This is a genomic window from Cellvibrio sp. ATLC23 (assembly GCF_057196725.1).
In genome coordinates this window covers 131,789-155,578 of sequence record NZ_JBXUOS010000003.1, presented here as the reverse complement: position 1 = coordinate 155,578, position 23,790 = coordinate 131,789, and the positions used below count along the sequence as shown (strand labels likewise).

At 46.8% G+C, this 23,790-nt stretch carries 23 protein-coding genes; 17 read left to right on the top strand and 6 right to left on the bottom strand.

Annotated elements, in window-relative coordinates; translation table 11 throughout:
• Positions 1-70 precede the first annotated feature (70 nt).
• Positions 71-631 (bottom strand): glutathione S-transferase family protein, encoded by a 561-nt coding sequence (locus AC2CG4_RS06245; RefSeq protein WP_484485431.1) that lies wholly within the window; start codon positions 629-631, stop codon positions 71-73.
• 40 nt (positions 632-671) lie between these two features.
• Complete coding sequence (locus AC2CG4_RS06240; RefSeq protein WP_484485430.1) at positions 672-1,139, bottom strand: nuclear transport factor 2 family protein; 468 nt, start codon at positions 1,137-1,139, stop codon at positions 672-674.
• A 243-nt stretch (positions 1,140-1,382) separates the two neighbouring features.
• Here AC2CG4_RS06240 and AC2CG4_RS06235 point away from each other — a divergent pair, with 243 nt between their 5' ends.
• From AC2CG4_RS06235 to AC2CG4_RS06220, 4 genes are all read left to right on the top strand, one after another.
• On the top strand, positions 1,383-1,688 hold the full coding sequence (locus tag AC2CG4_RS06235; protein WP_062061499.1) for a hypothetical protein: 306 nt from the start codon (positions 1,383-1,385) through the stop codon (positions 1,686-1,688).
• An 83-nt stretch (positions 1,689-1,771) separates the two neighbouring features.
• Complete coding sequence (locus AC2CG4_RS06230; protein ID WP_062061497.1) at positions 1,772-2,293, top strand: hypothetical protein; 522 nt, start codon at positions 1,772-1,774, stop codon at positions 2,291-2,293.
• A 123-nt stretch (positions 2,294-2,416) separates the two neighbouring features.
• Entirely contained in the window at positions 2,417-3,184 is a 768-nt protein-coding gene (locus AC2CG4_RS06225) for a sulfite exporter TauE/SafE family protein (protein ID WP_484485429.1), read from the top strand.
• Positions 3,185-3,312: 128 nt separating this feature from the next.
• Positions 3,313-3,837, top strand: a complete 525-nt coding sequence (locus AC2CG4_RS06220; RefSeq protein WP_484485428.1) for an outer membrane beta-barrel protein — start codon at positions 3,313-3,315, stop codon at positions 3,835-3,837.
• Between the two features lie 86 nt (positions 3,838-3,923).
• On the opposite strand, the gene AC2CG4_RS06215 is transcribed toward AC2CG4_RS06220, so the two are convergent.
• From AC2CG4_RS06215 to AC2CG4_RS06205, 3 genes are all read right to left on the bottom strand, one after another.
• Positions 3,924-4,451, bottom strand: a complete 528-nt coding sequence (locus AC2CG4_RS06215; protein WP_484485427.1) for a hypothetical protein — start codon at positions 4,449-4,451, stop codon at positions 3,924-3,926.
• A gap of 38 nt (positions 4,452-4,489) precedes the next feature.
• Entirely contained in the window at positions 4,490-4,834 is a 345-nt protein-coding gene (locus AC2CG4_RS06210) for a zinc ribbon domain-containing protein YjdM (protein ID WP_484485426.1), read from the bottom strand.
• Between the two features lie 62 nt (positions 4,835-4,896).
• The gene (locus AC2CG4_RS06205; RefSeq protein ID WP_484485425.1) at positions 4,897-7,227 is read right to left on the bottom strand and encodes a Tex family protein; all 2,331 of its coding nucleotides are present in this window, start codon (positions 7,225-7,227) and stop codon (positions 4,897-4,899) included.
• 238 nt (positions 7,228-7,465) lie between these two features.
• On the opposite strand from AC2CG4_RS06205, the gene AC2CG4_RS06200 reads away from it, so the two are divergent.
• Together AC2CG4_RS06200 and AC2CG4_RS06195 are read left to right on the top strand one after the other, a co-directional pair.
• Complete coding sequence (locus AC2CG4_RS06200) at positions 7,466-8,260, top strand: DUF2884 family protein (RefSeq protein ID WP_484485424.1); 795 nt, start codon at positions 7,466-7,468, stop codon at positions 8,258-8,260.
• Positions 8,261-8,302: 42 nt separating this feature from the next.
• Positions 8,303-9,082 carry a GIN domain-containing protein gene (locus AC2CG4_RS06195; protein WP_484485423.1) on the top strand — a complete coding sequence of 260 codons (780 nt, stop codon included), beginning with the start codon at positions 8,303-8,305 and terminating at the stop codon, positions 9,080-9,082.
• Between the two features lie 14 nt (positions 9,083-9,096).
• Here AC2CG4_RS06195 and AC2CG4_RS06190 read toward each other — a convergent pair whose 3' ends face one another.
• A complete protein-coding gene (locus tag AC2CG4_RS06190; RefSeq protein ID WP_484485422.1) occupies positions 9,097-10,398 on the bottom strand; it encodes a diguanylate cyclase domain-containing protein in 1,302 nt (433 codons plus the stop codon).
• Between the two features lie 194 nt (positions 10,399-10,592).
• Between AC2CG4_RS06190 and AC2CG4_RS06185 the strand changes: the two genes are divergently transcribed.
• The 11 genes from AC2CG4_RS06185 to AC2CG4_RS06135 all read left to right on the top strand — a co-directional run bounded on the left by AC2CG4_RS06185 (position 10,593) and on the right by AC2CG4_RS06135 (position 23,705).
• Positions 10,593-11,018, top strand: coding sequence for a hypothetical protein (locus AC2CG4_RS06185; RefSeq protein WP_484485421.1), 426 nt, complete (start codon positions 10,593-10,595; stop codon positions 11,016-11,018).
• A gap of 11 nt (positions 11,019-11,029) precedes the next feature.
• Complete coding sequence (locus AC2CG4_RS06180) at positions 11,030-11,392, top strand: GntR family transcriptional regulator (RefSeq protein WP_484485420.1); 363 nt, start codon at positions 11,030-11,032, stop codon at positions 11,390-11,392.
• A 1-nt stretch (position 11,393) separates the two neighbouring features.
• Positions 11,394-12,272: an ABC transporter ATP-binding protein gene (locus AC2CG4_RS06175; RefSeq protein WP_484485419.1), complete on the top strand. Its 879-nt coding sequence runs from the start codon at positions 11,394-11,396 to the stop codon at positions 12,270-12,272.
• Positions 12,272-13,201, top strand: coding sequence for a hypothetical protein (locus tag AC2CG4_RS06170; protein ID WP_484485418.1), 930 nt, complete (start codon positions 12,272-12,274; stop codon positions 13,199-13,201). Before AC2CG4_RS06175 ends, AC2CG4_RS06170 begins: the two co-directional genes overlap by 1 nt.
• Before the next feature lie 37 nt (positions 13,202-13,238).
• Complete coding sequence (locus AC2CG4_RS06165) at positions 13,239-13,937, top strand: DUF4386 domain-containing protein (protein ID WP_484485417.1); 699 nt, start codon at positions 13,239-13,241, stop codon at positions 13,935-13,937.
• Between the two features lie 120 nt (positions 13,938-14,057).
• A complete protein-coding gene (locus AC2CG4_RS06160; RefSeq protein ID WP_484485416.1) occupies positions 14,058-14,861 on the top strand; it encodes a hypothetical protein in 804 nt (267 codons plus the stop codon).
• 122 nt (positions 14,862-14,983) lie between these two features.
• Positions 14,984-17,842: an insulinase family protein gene (locus tag AC2CG4_RS06155; protein WP_484485415.1), complete on the top strand. Its 2,859-nt coding sequence runs from the start codon at positions 14,984-14,986 to the stop codon at positions 17,840-17,842.
• Positions 17,843-17,941: 99 nt separating this feature from the next.
• A complete protein-coding gene (locus AC2CG4_RS06150; protein ID WP_484485414.1) occupies positions 17,942-19,135 on the top strand; it encodes an efflux RND transporter periplasmic adaptor subunit in 1,194 nt (397 codons plus the stop codon).
• A complete protein-coding gene (locus AC2CG4_RS06145) occupies positions 19,132-22,257 on the top strand; it encodes an efflux RND transporter permease subunit (protein WP_484485413.1) in 3,126 nt (1,041 codons plus the stop codon). Before AC2CG4_RS06150 ends, AC2CG4_RS06145 begins: the two co-directional genes overlap by 4 nt.
• 45 nt (positions 22,258-22,302) lie before the next feature.
• Positions 22,303-22,644, top strand: a complete 342-nt coding sequence (locus AC2CG4_RS06140) for a DUF3144 domain-containing protein (RefSeq protein ID WP_484485412.1) — start codon at positions 22,303-22,305, stop codon at positions 22,642-22,644.
• A gap of 167 nt (positions 22,645-22,811) precedes the next feature.
• Positions 22,812-23,705 (top strand): hypothetical protein, encoded by an 894-nt coding sequence (locus AC2CG4_RS06135; RefSeq protein ID WP_484485411.1) that lies wholly within the window; start codon positions 22,812-22,814, stop codon positions 23,703-23,705.
• Positions 23,706-23,790: the final 85 nt, after the last annotated feature.

The window sequence follows — 23,790 nt, the reverse complement described above, 5'->3', positions numbered from 1 at the left end:
GTTCATTCAGTTAATTAAAAAGGCGCCGCGGCGCCTTTTTAATTATTTAGAGAATATGTTGTGGTGCAAGTTAACTTTGCGGTGGTTGTGTTACTTGAAAATGCGGATGCTGGTTGGCGTAGGTAAAAAATGCATCCAGATTAGGGTGGAGTGAAAAATCTACTTGTTTGCGCAATTTTGCCCAGCCGATAAAACAGGCCAAGCGAATTTGAGCGTCGTTGTAAGGTGCGCTTGTCGGCCACTGTTGTTGATTTAATTCGGCCAATGTTGATTGAATGCGCGCTGCTTGCCGCTGCAAGTAGGGGATCGCGCTAATATCAACTCCATCGCGTTTGATGAAAAACAAATTTACGCAAGTATCCATCACCGTATTCACTAAGCACAGTTCATCTAATTCTTTAGCTGTTTTGCAGTACTCCTGCCCAACACGTTCGCGCAGATGTTTAATAATCGATGTGGAATCGGTTAAAAAAATATCGCCGTCTTCTAAAAATGGCACCCGCTGGGTGGGTGATTTTGCTGCGCTGCCGGTTTGGTCGGTTTCAATAAACTCGCAGGCTAATCCGGTTTCCAACAGTACAATACGCACATGGCGAACAAAGGGTGATGTGTAGCTACCGTAAAGTTTCATAACATATTCTCTAAACAGTTGATTGCTCTTTTAATCGGGTTTATTGCGCTTGGGGTGGATATTTAAATGCCTGCCGCGCGAGTAGTTTCCACTCTCCCGCCTGCTTTTGCCAAACCAATAATACGCCCAGGTGAATCGTGTTAGGTACGCCGCCATCTTTAATATCGGCGTTTAGATTGTGACGTACCAAGGCTACATCACCTGAAATACTGATGGTTTGATCCGCTAATTCCATAGTGACAAAGTCAGATTTTCCGCTGACAATTTTTTCAATAAAAGCTTGTTGGTCTTCGATGTGGCCACCTGAATGTCCATAGCTGAGTTGAGGCGATGAGAGTTGTTGCAAGGCTTTTGCGTCGCCATCAATCATTGCAATACGCAACTGCTCAACTTTTTTGCTCAGCGTGTTTATTTCACTCTTGTCGGCCATAGATAGCGGACTAATACAAAGGCTGGCGATCAGCAGAATTTTTTTCATAACTGGATGGCTTAAACGACTGTGACTCATAAAGTAAACCCTATAGTGAAGTGAGTGAGCGACCAAGTGTAGATTCTTATAGTGATAGGTGATTCTAGCGGCTGGCAGGGCATTGTGTGTATCAATTATGTAAAAGGATGCTGATAGCCCTTCTGGATATTCCAACTCGGTTTTTGACAAGGTGGATAATTCTCGCGACACTTATTGTGACATGCATCACGCATTGTGTGCTTGCTACGACAGGGTTGGTTCATTTTTTAAGGGAGTTGCAACATGCCGGAACTTAGAGCCTCAAAATCGCCCCTCAAATCTACACTCGCCGAGCGGTTACAGCAGGTTGTTGATAATCGACGCGGCGCACAAAAGGCAGTGCCTATCGACCTTGGGCGCTATTTGAATGAATCCCAGTTGCTTGCGCTGCACAGCCTTGAAAACTTTGGTTGGCATCTGTGGTTTGTGCGCCGGCCATTGTTTATGCAGCCAATCGTGATGGTGGCGAATGCAGAATCGACCCAGCACGCGCAGCTGGAAGAAGACGGATCGGTCAATCTAAAACCGTCACTGCAGCTTCGTCATTAGCAATACTGAATTGCTAATTATTCAGGTGTGATTCAGAGCTAAAACTCTAGCATCAACTCTGTATGCTTCTACGGAGTTGAGCCATGTTAAAAAATCTACCTATTGCAATGCTATTGCTCCTGTCTATTGGGTTATTTGGCTGTGGCGGTGAAACTGTCGCAGTTGATGACCCGCATGAAAATTACGTTCCCGAATTGCGTGCCTTCGATATTATTGATAGCTACGATACAGATACTGCCTTTGCTAATCACCCGCCGCTTGCACTCAGCCCCTATCTTTATGATGGGCTGTACGAAATTTTTTGGGATGTAGATAGTCTTGAAGATTATCGCGTGACACTGCGCATTAATGATCGCGCTTCTATCAACGGCAGCTTGCCGATTTATTCGCAGTGGTGTGGTGCCGGGCGCGCCTGTGACCAGAGCGGCAACTGGGTATGCGAATATACCAGCGATTTTTATATGTCTTGTGAAGGTTCTACCAAAGAAGTGGATATTTACTCATTAGTTAAACAAGTACCGCAGAAAGTGTATCTGTTTATTGAAGTTTGCGACTCCAATTCAGGCTATTGCGAATACGATTATTATCCTGTGACGCTTGAATAAGATTCTTGAGTAAAAGGAAAAGAGTAAAATAATTAGCTAAGCGCAAGGATTGCGCTGGAAAAATCGGTTTAATGCCATCATGCTGCACGTGTATTGAATAAGCCATCATGCGCAGTAGTCTCTATGGTCAGTGATCTCTCTTTTTATCTCCTTGCGGTACCGGTCGTCATTCTTGTGGGTATGTCCAAAGGCGGTTTTGGTGGCGGCTTGGGTATGCTCGCAGTTCCACTGTTATCGTTGATGATTGATCCGCGTTTTGCCGCTGCTATTTTATTGCCTATTTTATGCAGTATGGATGCATTTAGTTTGTGGAGCTTTCGCGGCACCTGGGACAAACTGAATTTAAAAATTTTGTTGCCTGGCGCACTACTGGGAACAGTTGCTGGTGCGCTAACCTTTGAAATGACCAATGCCGATTGGGTGCGCTTTATGATTGGTGTGCTGTCGATTTATTTTGTCGCGCACTACTTATGGGGTAGGCACTTTTTGGAACAGTTAAACCAGCGTAAACCCAACAAAATAGCCGGCAGTTTCTGGGGCGGTATTGCCGGTTATGTAAGTTATATCGCCCATGCGGGTGGCCCACCAATTGCGATTTATTTATTGCCGCAGCACTTATCCAAATCAGTATTGGCGGGCACCACGATTTTATTTTTCGCCATTATTAATTTTATAAAACTCATCCCCTATGTCTGGCTAGGCCAAATTGACAGCAGCTCTTTTTTCACCTCACTTGCACTTTTACCACTGGCGCCATTAGGTGTGTGGCTAGGCGTTTATCTGCATCACCGTGTATCGGACCGCTTTTTTTATTGGCTCAGTTATGGCTTTTTGTTATTGGCGGGAATCAAACTCACCTATGAGGGAGCTGTGGGGTTGTTGAGCTATTAATGGCTCTTATCAGATGGAATTTGTTAACGAAATGGCTATTATGTCGTCGCTAGTTTATGGGCAATCAAGATCGGGGAGGGCTTTGTTCCCGTCTTGAAAACAACAATGATGTTAAAGGAAGCAAAAAAATGAAAAATTGGTTTGCAGCTGTTGCATTAAGTCTACCTATGGTGGCCGTTGCTGGTGATAATAATGTGGGCGGTTTTTATGTGGGTGGTGGTGCTGCCGATGTAAAAATGCGTTTTGAAGAGGGTGGGTCACTCGATTGGGTTACAGTTGAGGCTGTTGGTGGATACAAGCGCAACCCTTTTATTGGGGGCGAAGCGCGTTTGGGTTATGGATCTGATGATGGTTTGGATCTGTTATATAGCTCATTCTACTATCGCACAGAAAGTTCAAATGACACGGCTAAAACCTATTTACTGCTGGGTTATACCCTGGGTTCGGTCATGTTTGATGCGGATGCCGGGGAGGATGATACTGTTAGTTTGAATGGTTTTTCTTATGGTGTAGGTGTAGGGTTTGTCATTAATTCTCGCCTGAATTTTAATCTGGAATACCGGATGATCGTTGATGGTGATTCCAAGTGGGATGGTTATTCAGAGGGTATTGAATTAAGCGGTGTTTCACTTAATGTGGATTATCGTTTTTAATTTGACCTGAATAGACAGGAGGGGCTGGAATTTTCAATTGGAAAGTTCCAGTCCCCCCTAATAGTGTGATCTAAGAAAGATGTTGTTCACTGAGTAGTATTCTCGCTAATTGTGCTGCTCAATGCATCTTGACTTGCTGCGCTTGATTCGCTTGCAGCTGATGAGCTGGGCAGGTTGCAATGCTCGTTGATTTTTTCTTCTATTTTCGCCGCTGCGCTGGAAGTTTTTTGCTGCTGTTTCCAAAACTTGCACTCCACACTGCGCTCTTTCATCGCCTTTAACTTTTCCAGGCGTTCTGTTTCTTCTTTATTGATTAATCTCTCTTCGCGGCGCGCTTCTGCTTGTGCCAAAAAAGCTTCATGGGTTAACTCTTCTACAGCCTCTGCCTCTGGCGCACTATCGTTTACCACTGGGTTAGTGAGAGTGCTTTTTTCTTGCACTGTTGCGGCATTGGCGCGCACTTGCTCCAGAGCTTCTTGCATAGCGGCAGTTTTGTGCTGGGTAAGGGCTGGCTGTGCTGGTGCATCAGATTTAGCCATTACCAAATAAACACTTAATCCACCGAGAAAAAATAAACCTACTGCCGCTGCTATTGTTTTTGTACCAATTTCCATTGCTTTCTCCTGGTTGCAATTGGTTTTTTTACTGCTAATTATGCTTTTTTAACGACGGAAGATTTCAACATCATTGGCCCCATGCCGTCAACCTTACAATCCAGATCGTGATCACCTGCCACTATGCGAACGATTTTGGCTTTGGTGCCCACTTTAATGACCGATGAGCTGCCCTTGATTTTTAAATCTTTTGCTACAGTGACATTGTCGCCATCAATCAGAATACTGCCGTTGGCATCGCGCACGATTAATGCATCATCATCGCTATTGGCCTCTGCTGCATTTTTTGACCATTCGTGGGCGCACTCAGGGCAAATTAATAATTCGCCGTCTTCGTAAGTGTATTCGGAATTGCATTTGGGGCAGTTGGGTAAATCGCTCATCAAATTTCTCAATAACAGTGCCCCGCATAGACGGGGCAGAATAAAAGGCTAATTTTTTCCGGCTATTTCTTTTTCAGCGCCTGTTGCAACAGCGCACCCATGCTACCCATGGCGGCGGGCGCGGGGTTGTTTTTCTGTGCTGCGCGCTGTTGGTTTTGCGATGGTGGACGCTCGCCGCCGCGCTTGCCTTCAACTTTTTCACCGGGGGTATCATCCAAGCGCAGTGACAGGGCGATGCGCTTGCGCGGTACATCCACCTCCATCACCTTGGCTTTGACTATATCGCCGGCTTTAACCGCTTCGCGTGGGTCTTTAATGAAATTATGCGACAGCGCCGAGATGTGCACCAAACCATCTTGATGCACACCAATATCCACAAACGCGCCGAAGTTAGTCACGTTGGTGACTGTGCCTTCCAAAATCATGCCGGGAACCAGGTCGGTAATTTCTTCTACGCCGTCTTGAAATTGTGCAGTTTTAAATTCCGGGCGCGGGTCGCGGCCGGGTTTATCTAATTCTTTGATAATGTCGGTCACAGTCGGCACACCAAATTTTTCATCGGTGTAGTCGGCGGCTTTTAAGCCGCGCAGGAAAGAGGAATCGCCAATCAGGCCTTTTAATTCGCGGGCATTTTTTTGCGCGATTTTTTCTACTACCGAATAGGATTCAGGGTGAACAGCTGATGCGTCGAGCGGATTATCACCACCGGCAACGCGCAAAAAGCCCGCCGCTTGTTCAAAGGTTTTTTCACCAAAGCGCGGAACTTTTTTCAGCGCGGCGCGGGAATTAAACACGCCGTTTTGATTGCGGAATTCTACGATGTTGTTGGCAAGTGTGGTGTTTAAACCAGACACACGCGCGAGCAATGCCGCCGATGCAGTATTTACCTCTACACCCACGGCGTTTACACAGTCCTCAACAACCGCGTCGAGCGAGCGCGCCAATTGCGATTGTGAAACATCATGTTGATATTGGCCCACACCAATCGATTTTGGATCAATTTTTACCAATTCCGCGAGTGGATCTTGCAGGCGGCGCGCGATAGAAATTGCACCGCGAATAGTCACGTCCAAATCGGGAAATTCTTTTGCCGCAAATTCAGACGCCGAGTAAACCGATGCACCTGCTTCGCTCACAATCACGGTGCTGGCAGTGATATCGCTGTGTCTTTTCAACACATCTTTCGCGAACTTTTCGGTTTCGCGCGATGCGGTGCCGTTGCCAATAGCGATTAAACCGACATTATGTTTTTTGCACAGGTGCACCAACATTGCTTCGGATTCAGCGATTTTATTCAGCGGCGGTGTTGGATACATAACACCGTGGTCGAGCACTTTACCGGTGGCATCAACCACGGCGACTTTCACGCCGGTACGCATGCCTGGGTCTAAACCGATTGTGGCTTTTTGCCCTGCAGGTGCGGCGAGCAATAAATCTTTTAAGTTGGATGCAAATACTTTGATCGCTTCTTCTTCGGCTTTTTCGCGCAACTCGCCGAGTAAATCGGTTTCAAGATGCGTCAGCAATTTTACTCGCCAGGTCCAGCGCACCACTTCGGCTAACCAACCATCGGCGGCGCGGCCCTGATCTTTCACTTGCCAGTGATTGGCGATCATCGTCTCGCATGGATGACCTACCTTAGCCTCTTCATCACCTACTTTAATAGTGATGCTGAGAACACCTTCATTGCGGCCGCGGAACATCGCCAGTGCGCGATGGGAGGGTACAGATTTTAGTGGTTCGTCGTGTTCAAAATAATCGCGGAATTTTTGCACTTCTTGTGAGGTGTCGGTTTCTTTACCTGTGGCAACACGTGCAGTGAAGGTTGCTTCCTGTTTTAGGAAGTGACGCAATTGGCCGAGCAATTCAGCATCTTCACTGAATTTTTCCATGAGGATGTATTTGGCACCGTCGAGCGCCGATTTCACATCGTTAATGCTGTGCTCAGCGTTGAAGTATTTGGCTGCCTCCACTTCGGGGGCGAGGCTCGGGTCGGCGAGCAATGCCTCTGCCAGTGGCTCAAGGCCAGCCTCTTTGGCGATCTGGCCCTTGGTGCGGCGTTTGGGTTTGTAGGGCAGGTAGAGGTCTTCCAGGCGGTTTTTGGTGTCGGCGATTTGAATCTCGCGCTCCAATTCCGGGGTGAGCTTTTCTTGCTCTGCAATAGATTTAAGGATCGCCGCACGGCGCTCTTCCAGTTCGCGCAGGTAGCGCAACCGCTCTTCCAGGGTGCGCATTTGTGTATCGTCCAACCCGCCGGTCACTTCTTTACGGTAGCGCGAGATAAAGGGCACGGTTGCACCTTCATCGAGCAGCCCTACGGCGGCGCTAACTTGTTGTTCCTGAACGTTTAATTCATCGGCGATACGTTTGGCAATACTGGGTAAGCTGGTCATAGCATGAAACACTCTTGAGCGGGCTTGAATCGGAAAGGGCACCATTATCCCCAAAAACAGGGTATCTGCCAGACTTGTTTTTAACCGGTGTTTATGAACGGAAAACAAAATTTTTCGCAGGGTGAATCTGATTCGGCGCCACTAGCGTCTCAATCTATAACCGCGCCACTTAGGAGTGGACGAAAACCCCGATTATTAACCCGTGCGATTGATTTCCCTCAATGGAAAGGAGTTATAGATGAAAACTGTTATTGCTGGAGTGTTGTTATTAATGACTGGTGCCGCCGCCGCACACGACTCTTGTAATCTGGAGTTAGATGCAGGCTTGCGCATCAGCGAGGGCAGCATTGAGTTCTATGAAGCCGATAAACCGAGCTACAAAATTGTTGCCGATCATTACTTGGTGGTGAATGGGCAGACTCTCAAACTCACTGCCGGGCAGCAAGATGCGGTTACCGGCTACGCAAAGGCTATTCGCGCCGTCGTGCCGGAAGTACATAGCATGGCGCTGGGCGGGATCGACCTGGCAATTGAGGCTGTTGCTCTCACGTTTGACAATTTACTCGGTGAAAAAAATCAGGTTTCTGCGCAGTTAACTACGGAGTTGAATAACGCCAAGGGCGATGTAAATCGCTATTTCACGTCGGGTCGCCCGATTAGCCTGAATCGCGCCAATGAAGATACGCCCGATTTTTTAGGTAAACAATTTGAAACTCGCATTGAGCGTATTGTGGAAACCTCAATGCAAAACTCTATCGGCAGCATAATGGTCGCGATGGGTAAAGAACTGCTGGCATCAGGTGGCAGTATGAAAGCATTTGAGGCGCGCATGAATAAGTTTGGCGAACAACTGGAGCTGCAGATGGATGCAAAAGCGGCCGGTTTGGAGGAACAAGGTAAAAAACTGTGCGGCACTATGCAGTCGGTCGATGCACGAGAGGAACAATTGAAGCTGGCTGTACCGGCTGTTCAATCATTCAATTTGTTTCGGGTAAAAACCGTGGACGTTGATGCTGCACAGCATAATATTTAAGTAGTTTTTAAACGTTAAGATGAGCACGAATAGGAGTCTATGATGTTATTACGCAGATTAATGATAACGCTGATGGTTTTGTTGGTTGCACCAGTCGCGTTGGCGGAAACTGTAGCAAAAGTTTATCCCGTAAAAAATTTCACCGAGTTTGTCTCGGGTGGAAATACCTCGGTAGCAATTAGTCAGGACGGCACTGAATACCTGCGTGTTGAAGCGGATGCTGAAGTAATGAAACGGGTCAAGGTGGATCAGAGCGGTAACCGTGTAAGTGTATGGGTAAAAAGTGATAGTAATTTTTTTAACTGGTTTGGCGGCAGCAACGACCCGGTGCGCATTGTATTGCGAGTTAAACAACTGGAGTATTTGGAAATATCGGGCGGTGCGCGCGCTAACTTGAGTGATTTTCAAGGGGAAAAATTTCAGCTAAATGTCAGTGGCGCGGGCAATGTAAATTTTTCGGCATTAAATGCCAAGAATTTGCGGATGGAATTGTCTGGCGCTGCCAATGTTCGCGTCGATAGCGTGAATAGTCAGGAGCAAGAATTTGATCTATCGGGTGCCTCCAATATTGAAATCAAATCGACCAGCAACGCTCAGGACTTAAAGGTAGATGCAAGTGGTGCGAGCAATTTTCGCGGTAAAAAGTTAATGGCAAAAAAAGCCGATTTGGGTGCGAGCGGCGCATCTCACGTAGAGGCGGCTGTTACAGAAGTGCTAGTTGCTGAGGCAAGTGGTGCATCGAGCGTCGATTATTACGGCAGCCCCAAAGCAAAAACCAACGCCAGTGGTGCAAGTCATGTCAATGCACACGCAGTTGAATAGCCTGTCCGAATAAGTTATTGCTGTTTTTTATTTTGATACATAGCCGCATCAGCATGGCGCAACAGGTCTTTTTCGTTGTTGCCATGCTCGGGGAAATGCGCAATACCAATGCTTGGGTAAATGGTCACATTGTGTTCGGCAAGGGTGAATGGTTGACTGAGTGAGGCGTACACTTTATCGCTCACTGCAGTACTTTGTTCTGGCCGATCAATATTTTCCAGCAATATGACAAATTCATCGCCGCCAAAGCGCGCAATCGTGTCGCACTCGCGCACGCAGTGCTCCAAACGGCGTGAAGCCTGTTCCAATAATAAATCGCCAATATTGTGGCCATAGGTATCGTTCACGGCTTTGAATTTATCCAAATCCAAATACAGCAGGGAGAAAATTCCCTTGGTGCGTTTTGCGCGGGCCATGGCCGAATGAATACGATCATAAAATAAGGTGCGATTGGGTAAGCGAGTTAACTGATCGTAGAGTGCAAGATGCTCCAAGCGCGCCATCATTTGTTTGCGTTCGATGGCAGCGGCAATTTGGGTCGATACAAATTGCAGCAGTTCAGTATTTTTTTGACTGTAATGGTATGTGGTGGAAAAGCTTTTCAATACTAAAGCGCCCAACACGCCGGTGTGGGATTTTAAAGGAACCCCCAGCCAACTCTGCAATGCCTGACGCTCATGGGGCGCGTTATAAAGTTGGGCTTCATTGGTGTTCAGTACTTGCGCCAACAATTGGTTTGCAGTGTCTCTCCCGTCGTTGCCAAAGGAAACAACCACCTGCTCCCGTGAGTAGGGAAAGCTAACAAAGCCGGAGTTTTTATCGCGCAGCGCTACCGAGAAATTATCGGCCGGTAAATGTTCGCTAATAATTTTGTGAATTTGCGCGAAGAGTGTGGGTAAATCCTGCGCGTCGTGGGATGCTTCGGCAATTGCAAATACGGCTTGTTGCGCTGATTCTGCCTGTTTGCGTCGGGTGATATCGCGCGCTACGGCTACGCGGTACTGATCTTTTTCCGACCAGCGCGCCGACCACATGATGTGTACTATTTCTCCATCTTTACGAATGTAGCGATTTTCAAAATGCGGTTGCGGTTCTCCCGCAATAATCTTGTCGACGGTTTGCAGGGTGAGGTGGCGATCATCCGGGTGCACTAGCTCCAGCATTTGTTTGCCCATCATCTCTGCTTGGCTATAACCAAAAATCTGTTCAGCGCTGGGGCTGACATACAAAAAATGCCCGTTTTTATCGACAACACAGAGCGTGTCGACCAGCAGATCCATGTATTTCCCTAAGGCGGGAAAAGAGAGGGGATTCATAACATCTATCCATTGGTGATGGCCGCGACTCAACATGTAGGCCTTGCCGTGTGCATAGCATAGTCAGCTAGGCAGCTGCTTGCAAAACCTTAAATTGGTGATTAGCTTCGTGTCTATTGCTATATCCTGTTTTGGTGTTATGGTTTTGTATATCACTATTGCAGTGTCAAACTTATCACTTCAGGAGGAAGAAGATGACCGGTGTAACAAAAGTACAGTTGTACCTATTGCGGGCGATGTATCTGTTAATTGCCGTCGGCTTAGGCTTGACCATCTGGCCAGCGATAATGGCGCCAGCCGAGCGAGTGGCTGATTCTCACTCTGTTATTCAATCCATTTTGGGGGCATTTAGTCTTCTTGCCTTTGTTGGGTTGCGTTATCCGCTACAGATGTTGCCCATTTTAATTTTTGAGCTGGTCTGGAAAACCATGTGGGTGCTGTTCTATGCCCTGCCAGTTTGGTTGCATACCGGGCTTGATGAGTATGCGACAGGTGTAGTGTTTGCTTGCGCAATGGGTATTGTATTAACTCCCGTTGCCATTCCTTGGCGCTACCTATATCGGCATTATTGGAATGAATTTGGTGTGCACCAAAACTCCAGATATGCCAAGGCCGAATAGGAGTGTGAAGCATGAATTGGAATGATGACCAACCGATTTATCGGCAATTGCGCGAAAAAGTTGTCGCGCTTATTTTGTCGGGCGCATTTAAAGAAGGTGACCCTCTGCCATCAGTGCGTCAGGTAGCGAGTGATTATCAAATTAACCATATTACGGTGAGCAAGGCTTATCAGGAGTTGGTGGATATGGATTTGGTAGAGGCACGACGTGGCATGGGCATGTATGTGCTGCCTAATGCGCAGCAAAAATTACACGCGATGGAAAGAGAAAAATTTATTACTACTGAGGTGCCTGCACTTTTACTGCGCATGCGACAACTAGGCATCACCAAAAAAGAATTGATTGCTGCCTTGCAGTCAGCACAAGGAGAATAAAATGAATCAGGTCATTAGCGCACGGGGTGTCAGCAAGCACTATGGCAAAAAAATCGCACTCGATAATATTAATCTTGGTGTGAGCCCAGGAAAAATTGTTGGTCTGATTGGCCCGAATGGCGCGGGCAAAACCAGTTTTCTAAAAGGGATTCTAGGGTTGGCGCCGGTGGCTGGTGAGTTGAGTGTATTAGGGATGAATCCGCAACGTGAGCGGGTGAAGTTATTGGAGCGAGTTTCTTTTATTGCCGATACTGCCATATTGCCGCAATGGATTAGGGTGAGTGAGTTAATTGCATATACAGAAGGCGTCCACCCGCGTTTCAGTCGCGCCCAATGCCTAAAGTATCTTGCGGAAACTTCCATCGCGTTAAGCGATAAAGTTAGTTCGCTCTCCAAGGGTATGATTACCCAACTGCACCTTTCCTTAATTATGGCGATTGATAGCGAGCTGCTGGTATTGGATGAGCCGACACTGGGTTTGGATATTCTCTACCGCAAGCAATTTTATGAAAACTTGTTGAACGATTATTTCGATGGGCAAAAAACTATATTAATTACCACTCATCAAGTGGAGGAGATCGAAACCATCCTAACTGATTTGGTATTTATCAATCAGGGCAATATTGTATTGGATGCGAGTATGGAGCAAATAGCTACGCAATATGTGGAGTTACAAGTCGGTGCTAATTACAAGGAGCATGCCTTGGCGCATAACCCTATTCATAGTCGTCGCTTGTTGGGTGGTTTTAGTATGTTGTTTGAACCCAATGAGCAGCAGCGCGAATCTCTTGCCCAACTAGGGCAACTCACAACACCAAGTTTAAGCGAATTATTTGTTGCCAAAATAAAACCGCAGCATTTAGCGAAGGAGGTTGCGTAATGTTAGGGAAACTTTTAGTGGTGCAAATGAAGCGTGAATACTGGGAGCACCGTAGCCTGTTTGTATTTTTGCCCTTGGTGTGTGTATTGCTCATCGCTAGTTTTTGGGTGTTGGTCATTATTAGCGATCCGTCCATCAACCATAACAATGGCTCGGGCATCAAATTGTTGGATCCGCACTTTCAGAGCTTCTTAAAGCCGAATGACGCAGGCAGTGGATTTAAAATCAATTTTGAAAACAAAGATGTTGTTGGTTTTATTATTGCCTTGCAGCAGTTTATGGGCTGGTGGTTTTTTACTATTGTCAGTGTGTTTTTGACTTTGTACTACAGTACGTCTTGTTTGTTTTCTGATCGTAAAAGCCGCGATATTTTATTTTGGCGCTCAATGCCAGTGAGTGAGCAATTTAATGTGTTGATTAAGTTAGTGGTGGTGATGGTGAGTGTTCCCTTGTTGACCTTGGCAATGAATGCGTTAACGAGCATGATGTTATTGTTGGTGGTTTGTTTGTGGCTGGGTGATTTTGGGCAATTTGTCACTGCACTGCAGGCACTGCCATTACTGGGTAATTATCTATTTGGCAGCATTGGTTTAGTGCCGCTTATATTGCCGTTGTTTGCTTGGGCAATGCTGGCATCGGCCTATGCCAAAAAATCTCCTTTTTTAGGCGCTACTTTTATTCCGTTAATCCTTCTGGTTGCGGATCGCTTTCTCAATTATTTTTTGGGAATCAATATCCATATCTATGAGCTAGTCAAAACCTATCTAAATAACATCGGTAAGGTTATGCAGATGTCGTTTGGTAATGGTGTTGACGGTAATGTGAGTTTTTCGTTTAACTACTCTGCTGATGTTGCCATCTATGGATTGGTCGTAGCGGTGCTGCTGGGTGCGGTTATCTGGCTGCGGAAGAATCGTTACGAAGTTTAATATTTTAAGTCTTGTATTTTTTAAGGATATTTGAATTATGAAGACATCAAACATAGCGAGAATGGCGGGGCTTGTTTATCTCGTACTGATAATCAGCGGCATTTTTGGATTGGTCTATATGCCCGCTACGTTAATTGATTGGTCCAGCCCAGCGACAACCGTAACGCAGATTAAGTCACAAGAAATGTTTTTTCGCTTGGGAGTATTGGCCGACGCAATTTGCTTTGTGTGTTTTATTTTCTTACCGCTAGTGCTTTATAAACTATTAGCGTGGGTTAATCGAGAGGTGGCGATATTGATGGTGATATTAGCGCTGATCAGTATTCCGGTGACTTTGGTCAATATGGTAAAGCTTGTCGATGTGCTTACGTTACTCTCCGGTCACTCCTATTTGGCTGCAATAGAGGGGGCACTATTAGAAGCGCAGGTGATGTATTTATTGGTGTCTTTTAACAACAATACATTAATCGCAAATATTTTCTGGGGGGCTTGGTTGTTTCCATTTGGTTATTTAGTAATGAGGTCGGGAATCTTGCCTCGGGTGTTGGGTATTTTATTAACTCTCGGTGGTCTGGGATATTTGGCAGAATTCATCATGAAATTTATGTTTTCGCAAGAGTTGGTTCCATTTTGGATTGGATTGCCCGGAACGCTTGGTGAATTTGGAATTTGCTTGTGGTTGATAGTCATGGGCGCAAAGGAGGTTCCGGTTAGCACTCAAAATACTAGTGGTTGAACTCTTCTTAGGGATCAGACTCTATGTTTGGCTAACCCAAGGTGTCCGGTATTGTTACTGTGATTTAACTGTCGATGTTTTTTATGATGCTTGGTTTTTTATAATAGGAAAGGAATGTTAATGATCAAACGGCTATTTTTATCGGGTTGCTCGTCCATGGTGATCATGGGTTGTTTAATGAGCCTTTCGCTTGCGGCAAAAGCCGATGGTCTCGCTGACTTTCGCAGTGCATTAACGCGGCTAAAATCTTCTGCGCCTATCGCTGTTAATGCACAATTTAAATTGTTTGGCCGCAGTGGCGAGCGCGATGAACTGATCGAGCGTGAAGGTTTGATTGAAATGCGTTTGGAAGATGGCAAAAATGGGCTGCATGCAGTTTATTCGCCCGCATTAACGGCTCAGCTACATGCCGAAGAGTTGGCAAAAATTGAAGATGAGAATGTTAAAAACTCCGCGCTGAATGCCGTTGGTCAATTTCAATACTGGGAGTGGCGTGAGCTGTTGTACCCGGCGGCGCAAATGGAATTAATGTTGGGGCGCTACCACTTTGTAAGCGAGACAGCAGTTACCTTTAACGGTCGGCCAACCCGCCTGCTCACATTTAGTATGCCGATGGAAAAAATTGATAAAGAGTTTCGTCAGTATGTTAAAAAATACAAAAATCGCTTTCAAGTTTGGATCGATGATAATGGTGTCCCACTCGCCAGCCAGTTGACCGAAAAAGGTTCAGGGCGAGTATTTATTGTGATCGGTTTTCAATTTAAAAATGAAATTCACAGCGAGTATCGTCAGCAGGGCTCGCGTTTGATCACGGTAAAGCGTGAATTGAGAGATGAGAGTTCAGGTGCAACCATGCAAAGCCAGCGGCATTTTGTCGCCACGCTGAATCCTGTTGCTGCGCCTTTCGCTGGAAACTCTCAGTAGCCGGCCGGTCTATTGGCGCAATATGCACAAGTGAACACTGCGATGCGATCAGGGTTAAAGTCTGTTAGGCTTTGCCCGCTCTACAATAAACTCTAACTCCAAAGGAAAAAAGGAATCAGGCTATGTTAAAGCGCTATTCGGCTTATGCCTTCAGTGTGCTCTTGCTGGGCGGTATCGGCTTGGGCGGGATCAGTTTGGTGGGCTGTGAATCTACCAGCAATCTCAAGCCCGCCGTACAGAATATTGAACAAGCCACCATCATTAAAAGCCCGAATGATGATCGCCAATACGCGGCGATGATGTTACCTAATGGTTTGCAAGTGGTGTTGGTGTCAGATCCCTCGCTGGAAAACTCCTCTGCCTCGCTCGCCGTTGGTGTGGGCAGCGCACACAATCCGGAAGACCAGCTCGGGCTTGCGCACTATTTAGAGCACATGTTGTTTTTGGGCACCGAAAAATATCCCGAACCCGATGGCTTTATGAAATACACCCAAGCCAATGGCGGTATGACTAATGCTTTTACCGCGTACGATAAAACCAACTATTTATTTCAAATCAATGCCGGAAAATTTGATGAGGCATTGGATCGCTTTAGCGATTATTTTAAAAAGCCGACCTTTGATCCGCACTTCAGCGATAAAGAGCGCAATGCCGTTAACAACGAGTGGTCGCTGCAAAAAGCGCAGGACGGCTGGAATCTTTATGTGTTGCAGGGTTATACCGCCAACCCTAAAAACCCCAGCTCCAAATTTACCATTGGCAACTTGGATACGTTGAAAGATAAGCCCGGTTCAGTGCTCAATGAAGAAATGAAACAGTTTTACGATGCCTATTACTCGGCCAACATTATGAAGTTGGCGCTGGTGGGCAAACAATCGCTGCCTGAATTAAAAGCTTTGGCCGAAAAACATTTCGCGTCCATCCGCAATAATAATGTCACTCTGCCTGAAGTAACCGTGCCGGGTTTAACCAAAGCAGAAATGGGTAAAAGTATTCACTACAAACCCATCAAGGATATGAAAGCGCTGTATGTGGATTTCCCGGTGAAATCCAACAAAGCCCAATGGCGGTTGAAGCCCAACGAATTTATCAATGGCTTACTTACCTCTGAGGAACCGGGCACACTGGGCGAGCAGTTGCGCGCTCAAGGGCTGGTAAAAACCCTGTCAGCTTATTTTGATACCGAAGCCTATGGTCCAGATGGTTTTTTGCGGGTGCAGGCGGATTTAACCGATGCCGGCTTGCAAAAACAGGATGAAATTATCGCCGCCATTTTTTCCTATGTAGATTTAATTAAACGCAAAGGTCTGGATCAAAATTATTATCGCGAGCTGCAGGCAATGCGCAGTAAAGATTTTGCCAATGCACCTAAGCCTGATCCGCTACAGCAGGCAGTCGGTTTGGCTATGGCCCAATTTGATCTGCCGGTCGAAAACCTGATCAATGCGGATTATGTTTACGAGCGCTATGACGCCAAGGCAATTAAAGCGGTGTTGACACAGCTCGATGAAAAACGCGCGCGTATTTGGCATGTTAGCCCTGCTGAAAAAGCGGAGACCCCAGTGCCGTTTTTTGATGGACACTATGCGATTCGCGATATCACAGCGGAAGAATATAAACGTTGGAATGCGTTGCAAGCCAAGTATCAATTTAATCTGCCGCCGCTGAATGATTTGTTTACCGATACGCAGGCGCCGATTGTCGAAAATACTTATCTCAAACCCCATCCGGTGGTATCCCAAGCGGGCATCGAAGCCTTTTTGGCGCACCCGGAGTTTTATCGTGAAGACAAAGGCCGTGTGTCAGTGCAAATCAATGTGGATTTTGCGCTCGACTCACCAAAAGAGGCGGTACTGGCGAATTTGGTCAATGCGATTTATACCAAACAAACTATGACGCTGGCTGATCGCGCCGGGCGTGCATCTTTAGGGATTTCCACTTCGGTGATGGATGTAAATAGTCAGGGGCTTTATTTGTCCGGCTATACCAACAAGCATCCGCAATTGCTGCAGCAAATGTTAACGGAATTTGTGACGTTGGATATTAGTGACAAACATTTTAATGAAGCCATGGATAGCTTTCAGCAAAATATGGCGAACAAGAAAAAGAATCATGTATTTCGCCAGTTGTATGGCCATGCTCAGCGTTTGACTTACAAAACCCAATGGCCAGATGACATTATTTTGGCGGCGGCCAACAAGGTGACCAAGGCGGACGTGGTCGCCTATCATCAGAAAATTAAAGCAGATCCACTGTTGCGCTTATTAGCCGTGGGCAATTACAGCGAAGCGCAAGTGCGCGAAATGGCGGAGCAAGCGGCACAGGTCTTGCCGGGCAAGCGTCTACCTGAAGCTCGCGCTGTAAATAAGTATGTAACGCCTGCAGTAGGGCAAGCAGTAACCTTCAGCGATGATGTTGAACTTGCCGATAGTGCGGTATTGCAAGCCTGGTTTGGCAGTAAAAAATCCGATGATGAGCAGGCGCAGTTAGCGGTATTAAACTCATTGTTTAGCAATGCCTTTTTTATGCAGCTGCGCACCCATGAACAACTGGGTTATGTGGTGACCAGTTTTAATTATGCGGTGGATGAAGTGCCCGGTTTTGTGATGCTGGTACAAAGTTCCAATACAGATTTGCCCGGCATAAAAAACCGTATGGACAAATTCCGCGCGGATTATCTGGCAATCTTGAACGCAACCGATGAACAAGAAATTGAACAAGCAAAACAAGCCTTGATTGCCAATCTGTTGGAAAAGCCAACGGATTTTTATGCCGAAGCTGACCGCTACACTGGCGAATTTTGGCAAGGTAAATATCAATTTGATCGTCGCGACCGCTATTTAGCTGCATTGCAAAAAGTGACTAAAAAAGATTTGCTCAGTATTTATAACAATTTGTTGCTGAATAAAAAATCTGGCAAGTTTCTGTTGCAGTTGCGCGGCACTAACTTTAAAGCCAAACCCTTTGCGCCGGTGCAGTAATATCGGCGACTAGGGGTGTTAATCATTAATAAATAAGTTAATAAACCTCTGCATTGTTATGATGCAGGGGTTTTTCTTATTGGAAGTGAGAATTTTTACATGACTCTAGCAGCTCAACTTCGCCGAATTCCTGCCGTGGCTTGGGTACTTATCTTGGGTGTAACACTCATTGCTGCGATTGTATTGTTAAAACCTAACCCGCAACCGCGTGCGCCCAAACCTATCGCGCAAACTCAGGTAAAAGTCGTCCTGGCGCAGCCGCAGACCATGGCGGTGAATGTGAATGCGCAGGGCAGTGTAGAACCGCGTCGCCAAATTGATGTGGTCAGCCAAGTGGCTGGCAGTTTGGTGCAGGTGTCAGAGCAATTTGCCAGCGGTGGTTTTTTTGCCAAGGGTGCCACGCTGGTGCAAATAGATCCGCGCGATTATGAAATCGCGCTGGTGCGCGCCAAAGCCGCGTTGCTTGATGCGGAAAAAACACTTGCAACTGAACGTGGCCAAGCGCAACAGGCGCAGCGCCAGTGGCACGAGTTGGGCAGTAAAGACGCCAATGATTTATTTCTGCGTAAACCGCAATTGGCCGCGGCAGAAGCGCAAGTAGAGGCCGCGCGCGCCGGTGTGCAGCAGGCGCAATTAAATTTAGCGCGCACCCGCATTCAATTGCCCTTTGCGGCGCGGGTGAATACTACCTGGGTGGATTTGGGGCAGTACGTCGGTATCGGCACACGCATTGCCACTGTGTACGATTCGGCGGCGGCACTGGTGCGTTTGCCACTCACAGATTTACAAGCATCACTCATTAATTTGCCGCTCGCCTTTGGTAAGCCGCAGCAGGAGTTGCCCGATGTTATCTTGCGCGGCGTGGTGGCGGGCAATGCCTATGAATGGAAAGGAAAAATAACGCGTACCGAGGCGAGTCTCGATCCGCAATCGCGCATGTTTTATGCGGTGGTTGAAATTCCCGATCCGTTTGATCCCGTTAAAAATGCGGTGCCGCTGTTAATGGGAATGTATGTAAATGCTGAAATTATCGGTAAGCCTAGCGCCAATGTGATGCGCTTACCCAAGAGCGTTATTTTCCGGCGCGATCAGGTTTATAGTTTAGATGCTGATAATCGCGTGCAGATTCACAGCGTGAAAATTTTGCGTAGCGATGAGCAACAGGTGTGGTTTACCGGCGATATCAAACCGGAGCAGGCGATTGTATTGGAGCGGCAGGGTTATTTAACGGCGGGCACGCAAGTGGTGCCGGAAGTGGCGACTAATCTTGCTGCGGAGGCCACCCAACCATGAGCCGACTCATTCAGTGGTTTATCGAAAATAAAGTTGCCGCCAACTTATTAATGGTGCTGATTTTTGTGGGTTGCTTTTTTAGTTTTAACCAGCTCAGCAAAGAAGTATTCCCCATGGTTGAGCGCAATATTATTCAAGTGAATATGAATTACCCCGGCGCCGGGCCAACGGAAGTAGAGCAACAAATTGCGATCCGTATTGAAGAAGCCGTTGCTGATTTGGAAGGGATTTATGCCATCAGCTCCAAATCCCGCCAGGGTTATGCGCAAGTCACTATTGAAGTGGCCGATGGTTATGACGCGCAAGAAATATTAAACGATGTTAAAACCCGCATCGATGCCATCAATAGTTTTCCCGCCGATGTAGAGCGGCCTGTCGCCAGCCGCCAAATCGGGCGCAGCCAATTAATGAGCATTGCGGTCTATGGTGATGTGGATGAAGCTGCGCTAAAAGAAACGGGCATGAATTTGCGCAATGAATTGGCGCTTTTACCCGGTATTTCCATGGTGCAACTCAATGGCACTCGCCCCTATGAAATGGGCATAGAAGTGTCGGAAGAAAATTTGCGCCGTTATCAATTAAGTTTTGATCAAATTGCGCAGGCGATTCGCCAATCCTCCGTTAATATTCCTGCGGGTACTATTCGCACTATGGATGGCGATATTCAAATCCAGGCGCGCAATCAAGCCTATTCCGCTGACGACTTTGCCAAAATTCCCGTGCTGACCCGCGCCGATGGCTCTAAATTATTATTAGGTGATATTGCCAGTATTCAGGATGGTTTTTCTGATTGGACTTTGGTGGCGCAATACAACGGCCAACCTGCAGCCTTTTTGGAATTATCGATTTCAGAAGACCCGGATATTCTCGCTGCGACCAAAACGGTTAAACAATATATTGAAGATATTCGACCAGTGTTACCGGCGGGTGTGCATATTGATATCTGGCGCGATATGTCCAAACTGTTTGAAGCGCGCCTCGATTTATTATTGAGTAATGCGTTCAGCGGTTTGTTGTTGGTACTCGTTGTATTGATGTTATTTCTGCGCCCGCTGATTGCAATCTGGGTTGCGGTGGGTATTGCCACCGCTTTTGCAGGAGCAATCTGGCTGCTGCCAACGCTGGGCGTGAGCATTAATATGGTTTCGCTATTCGCATTTTTATTGGTGCTCGGCATAGTCGTGGACGATGCGATTATTGTTGGCGAAAGTATTTACTCGCGGCAGCAACACGGTTTGCGCGGCGCAGCAAGTGCGGCGAGCGGTGCAAAACTGGTGAGTGTACCGGTGTTTTTTTCGGTTGCCAGTACCATGATATTTTTTGCGCCCATGTTGGATGTGCCGGGCAATATGGCGGTGATTGCCCGCGCGATTGGCATAGTGGTGCTGTTGTGTTTGGTTTTTTCGCTGATTGAATCCCTGTTGATTTTGCCCTCGCACTTATCGCATATGGCGCCGGAACGCGAACCGAAAAATGTTGCGCTCAAACGTTTGCATCAATTACGCGGTTGGATCGCGACAAAACTCGATGGCTTTATTGAAACCTGTTATGTGCCACTGCTGAAAAATTTGCTCAACGCGCGCTACGCCACCATCCTTGGATTTGTGTTTGCGTTTACTGCATCACTCGCGCTATTTGCTGGTGGTTGGTTGAAAAGTAGTTTTATGCCCAAGGTGCCGGGCGATTCAGTAGAAGCGCGGCTGGTCATGCCGGAGGGTACATCCTTTTTTGAAACCCAGCGCATTATGCGCAAGGTGCAAGATGCCGCGTTAAAATTGCGTGAAGATGAAGATCTGCGTGAAAAAAATGGCGGCGATTTTGTGCGTGCAGTGCAAACCTGGGCCAACGGCGTCAATATTTATATGGCGGTTGCACTGGAGGATTCACAAACGCGCAAAGTGGGAATCGATGAAGTCACCCGCCACTGGCAGGCGTTAATTGGCGATGTACCGGAAGCAAAAGAATTTCGTTTGGATTTTACCCTGAATGCCACGGGCGATGACATACGTTTGAACCTGAGTATTAATAGCAATCGTTTTGAAGATCAGCAGGCCGTGGCCGATGCGGTGCGCACCACACTGGCCGCTTATCCTCATGTATTTGATGCAAAAACCAGTTTGGAGGCGACGCGTCCGGAATTGGAAATTCGCTTAAAACCCAATGCTGAAATGCTCGGTGTTACGCTCAATCAAGTTGCGCGCCAAGTGCGGCAGGGTTTTTACGGTGAAGAGGCGCAGCGCATTCCACGCGGCAGTGAAGATGTGCGTGTACTGGTGCGTTATCCGGTGGAAGATCGCCAGCGCTTGGAACAAATTAATCAAATGCGAATTCGCACGGCAACCGGTGTTGAAGTGCCCTTGTTAGAAGTGGCTGAAATGGTGTTTGTACCGGGTTATAGCGTGATTGACCGGCGCGACCGCAAACGCAATATTGCCGTGACTGCGCGTGTAGGTGCAGAGGGTGATGCGCAAGCAATTGTGCGCGCGATGAATGAACGTTTTTATCAGGAGTGGCAGCGGCAGTATTCCGGGTTTAGTTTGCAGCCCGATGGCAATATGCGCGACCAAGCTGATTTTCAGCAATCGTTACTGCAGAGTTTTTTACTCGCGGTATTGGTAATTTATATGATGATGGCGGTGGTGTTTCGCTCTTATGGTCAACCGCTGATTGTGCTTACTGCAATTCCATTTGGTTTTATGGGCGCAGTGATTGGCCATTTGCTGATGGGGCGTGAAGTGAGCATGTTGTCTATGCTCGGTTTTATCGCCTGCGCCGGTGTAGTGGTGAACGACAATCTGGTGTTGTTGGATCGCATCAACCAATTGCGCCAGCAGGGTTTGGATATTTACGCAGCCGTAGTGCAGGCGGGGCGCGATCGTTTTCGTGCAATTTTGTTAACCTCGCTCACTACGTTTATCGGTTTGATGCCGATCATGGCGGAGCAGAGCGTGCAGGCGCGCTTTCTTATCCCTATGGTCATCTCACTCGCCTTCGGTGTACTCTTTGCCACAGTGGTCACTTTAATTTTGGTGCCCTGCTTAAATTTACTGGCGGCGGACATCAGCAATCGCCTGCGCAGTTTGCGCACATCGGTAGTTGACTCCCAAGTATCAGATCCTTAATTTTTACATTTTTAATATTACATCCTTAATTCTTGGAAATAGTTTATGAGCGATAACAACATGAATTCGAACAGCAGCGACATTAGCAACAGCGATGACGAGCAACAGTATTGGAATTTAGTGGAAGGCTTTATTAATTCCGCCAACGATGCTTGCGATAACGCTGACCCGGGTTTGGTTGCGGCAGCACTGTTAAATGCTGCAGCTCGCTTTAATGCTTTTGTGGTTGCGCATTCATCGCTGGATAAAAGTGAATTCGCTGAAGATGTGGAAGGCACCACCAATTATTTAACTGGCCGCTACCGCGATTTTCTCAAAGAACATATGGATGACTACCGTGAAAATTACACTAGCTTGATTGGCAATAGAGAGCTGCCTGAAAGCTAATAGACAGGCCTAATGTTATCAAATTTGTGCTATCTCAGTTTGCGCCAGCTGGCGCTTCGTTATGCTTTCATGTGATTGTTTTGCCACTTTTCATGCATAAATAGACGCTCTGTAAAAATAAACTACTGCTAGTCTTAACTTTATAAAGCACTGCAGTTGAGGGTGTTATGACCTGTCTATCAATCAATGCCAACGTATTCATTGTCTTACTGGTGACGGCATTCTTACATCGAGCTGCGCCTGCATCCGCTGTTGAACCTATGTTGGTGAAATATCTCGGCAATAACACGAATTCAATTAGTGAAGAGTATTATCTGGCGGTGATTGAGTCGGCACTCAAGGTGACTGAGGCAACTTATGGTCCGTATCAATTGGTGTTCACCCAGCAACAGTTGAGCTCAGAACGCAAACACGACTTGTTGGTGGACGGCGAAAAGGTCAATGTGGATCGTCTGGTTGGCTTTCCGAGTCAAAAAGGGCCGCGTAAAGGATTAATTCGAGTTGAAGTGCCCTTGTTAAATGGGGTCATGGGTTATCGCATTTTGTTAATTAGAAAAGAGGATCAGGTGCGCTTCAGCAGCATTGGTACTCTGGATGAATTGCGCAAGTTACCTATGGGGTTCGGTAAGGGCTGGGAGGGGCATGTTTATAAATTCAACGGCTTTTCTGTGGCAGAGCCGCTTAATATGACAATGTTGTTAAAAATGCTTGCCGGTAGGCGCTACCACTTTGTGCCATTAAGCGTGATAGAAATTGATGATGATTATGAAATTGATGGACAGCGGGTTGATGAACTGGTGCCTGAGCAAACGCTATTGCTCTATATGCCTTTGCCAGTCTATTTTTATGTTAGCCCCAAACAATCATTGTTGGCTGATCGTTTGACCTTGGGTTTAAAGTATTTACAAGAAAATGGACAGATGGAGCGCTTGTTTAAAACTCACTTCGGTGAACGATTAATGCGTTTGCATTTAGCCAAACGTACTCTCATCGAATTAACCAATCCTGATGATGATGGCTCCTTAGGTGTCATCAATCATAAATTCCTTCGCGATCTATAAAGGTTGTGTTGGGTTCATTTGAATTTCTTTAGCCTCAATCTTCTCGCCTTTAACGTTATTGTCCAAATATCCGCAGTTATTCCCT

Bases quoted from the DNA above. Each gene is read 5' to 3' on its own strand.
- AC2CG4_RS06245 (WP_484485431.1), bottom strand. From the start codon at position 631: ATGAAACTTTACGGTAGCTACACATCACCCTTTGTTCGCCATGTGCGT.
- AC2CG4_RS06240 (WP_484485430.1), bottom strand. From the start codon at position 1,139: ATGAGTCACAGTCGTTTAAGCCATCCAGTTATGAAAAAAATTCTGCTG.
- AC2CG4_RS06235 (WP_062061499.1), top strand. From the start codon at position 1,383: ATGCCGGAACTTAGAGCCTCAAAATCGCCCCTCAAATCTACACTCGCC.
- AC2CG4_RS06230 (WP_062061497.1), top strand. From the start codon at position 1,772: ATGTTAAAAAATCTACCTATTGCAATGCTATTGCTCCTGTCTATTGGG.
- AC2CG4_RS06225 (WP_484485429.1), top strand. From the start codon at position 2,417: ATGGTCAGTGATCTCTCTTTTTATCTCCTTGCGGTACCGGTCGTCATT.
- AC2CG4_RS06220 (WP_484485428.1), top strand. From the start codon at position 3,313: ATGAAAAATTGGTTTGCAGCTGTTGCATTAAGTCTACCTATGGTGGCC.
- AC2CG4_RS06215 (WP_484485427.1), bottom strand. From the start codon at position 4,451: ATGGAAATTGGTACAAAAACAATAGCAGCGGCAGTAGGTTTATTTTTT.
- AC2CG4_RS06210 (WP_484485426.1), bottom strand. From the start codon at position 4,834: ATGAGCGATTTACCCAACTGCCCCAAATGCAATTCCGAATACACTTAC.
- AC2CG4_RS06205 (WP_484485425.1), bottom strand. From the start codon at position 7,227: ATGACCAGCTTACCCAGTATTGCCAAACGTATCGCCGATGAATTAAAC.
- AC2CG4_RS06200 (WP_484485424.1), top strand. From the start codon at position 7,466: ATGAAAACTGTTATTGCTGGAGTGTTGTTATTAATGACTGGTGCCGCC.
- AC2CG4_RS06195 (WP_484485423.1), top strand. From the start codon at position 8,303: ATGTTATTACGCAGATTAATGATAACGCTGATGGTTTTGTTGGTTGCA.
- AC2CG4_RS06190 (WP_484485422.1), bottom strand. From the start codon at position 10,398: ATGAATCCCCTCTCTTTTCCCGCCTTAGGGAAATACATGGATCTGCTG.
- AC2CG4_RS06185 (WP_484485421.1), top strand. From the start codon at position 10,593: ATGACCGGTGTAACAAAAGTACAGTTGTACCTATTGCGGGCGATGTAT.
- AC2CG4_RS06180 (WP_484485420.1), top strand. From the start codon at position 11,030: ATGAATTGGAATGATGACCAACCGATTTATCGGCAATTGCGCGAAAAA.
- AC2CG4_RS06175 (WP_484485419.1), top strand. From the start codon at position 11,394: ATGAATCAGGTCATTAGCGCACGGGGTGTCAGCAAGCACTATGGCAAA.
- AC2CG4_RS06170 (WP_484485418.1), top strand. From the start codon at position 12,272: ATGTTAGGGAAACTTTTAGTGGTGCAAATGAAGCGTGAATACTGGGAG.
- AC2CG4_RS06165 (WP_484485417.1), top strand. From the start codon at position 13,239: ATGAAGACATCAAACATAGCGAGAATGGCGGGGCTTGTTTATCTCGTA.
- AC2CG4_RS06160 (WP_484485416.1), top strand. From the start codon at position 14,058: ATGATCAAACGGCTATTTTTATCGGGTTGCTCGTCCATGGTGATCATG.
- AC2CG4_RS06155 (WP_484485415.1), top strand. From the start codon at position 14,984: ATGTTAAAGCGCTATTCGGCTTATGCCTTCAGTGTGCTCTTGCTGGGC.
- AC2CG4_RS06150 (WP_484485414.1), top strand. From the start codon at position 17,942: ATGACTCTAGCAGCTCAACTTCGCCGAATTCCTGCCGTGGCTTGGGTA.
- AC2CG4_RS06145 (WP_484485413.1), top strand. From the start codon at position 19,132: ATGAGCCGACTCATTCAGTGGTTTATCGAAAATAAAGTTGCCGCCAAC.
- AC2CG4_RS06140 (WP_484485412.1), top strand. From the start codon at position 22,303: ATGAGCGATAACAACATGAATTCGAACAGCAGCGACATTAGCAACAGC.
- AC2CG4_RS06135 (WP_484485411.1), top strand. From the start codon at position 22,812: ATGACCTGTCTATCAATCAATGCCAACGTATTCATTGTCTTACTGGTG.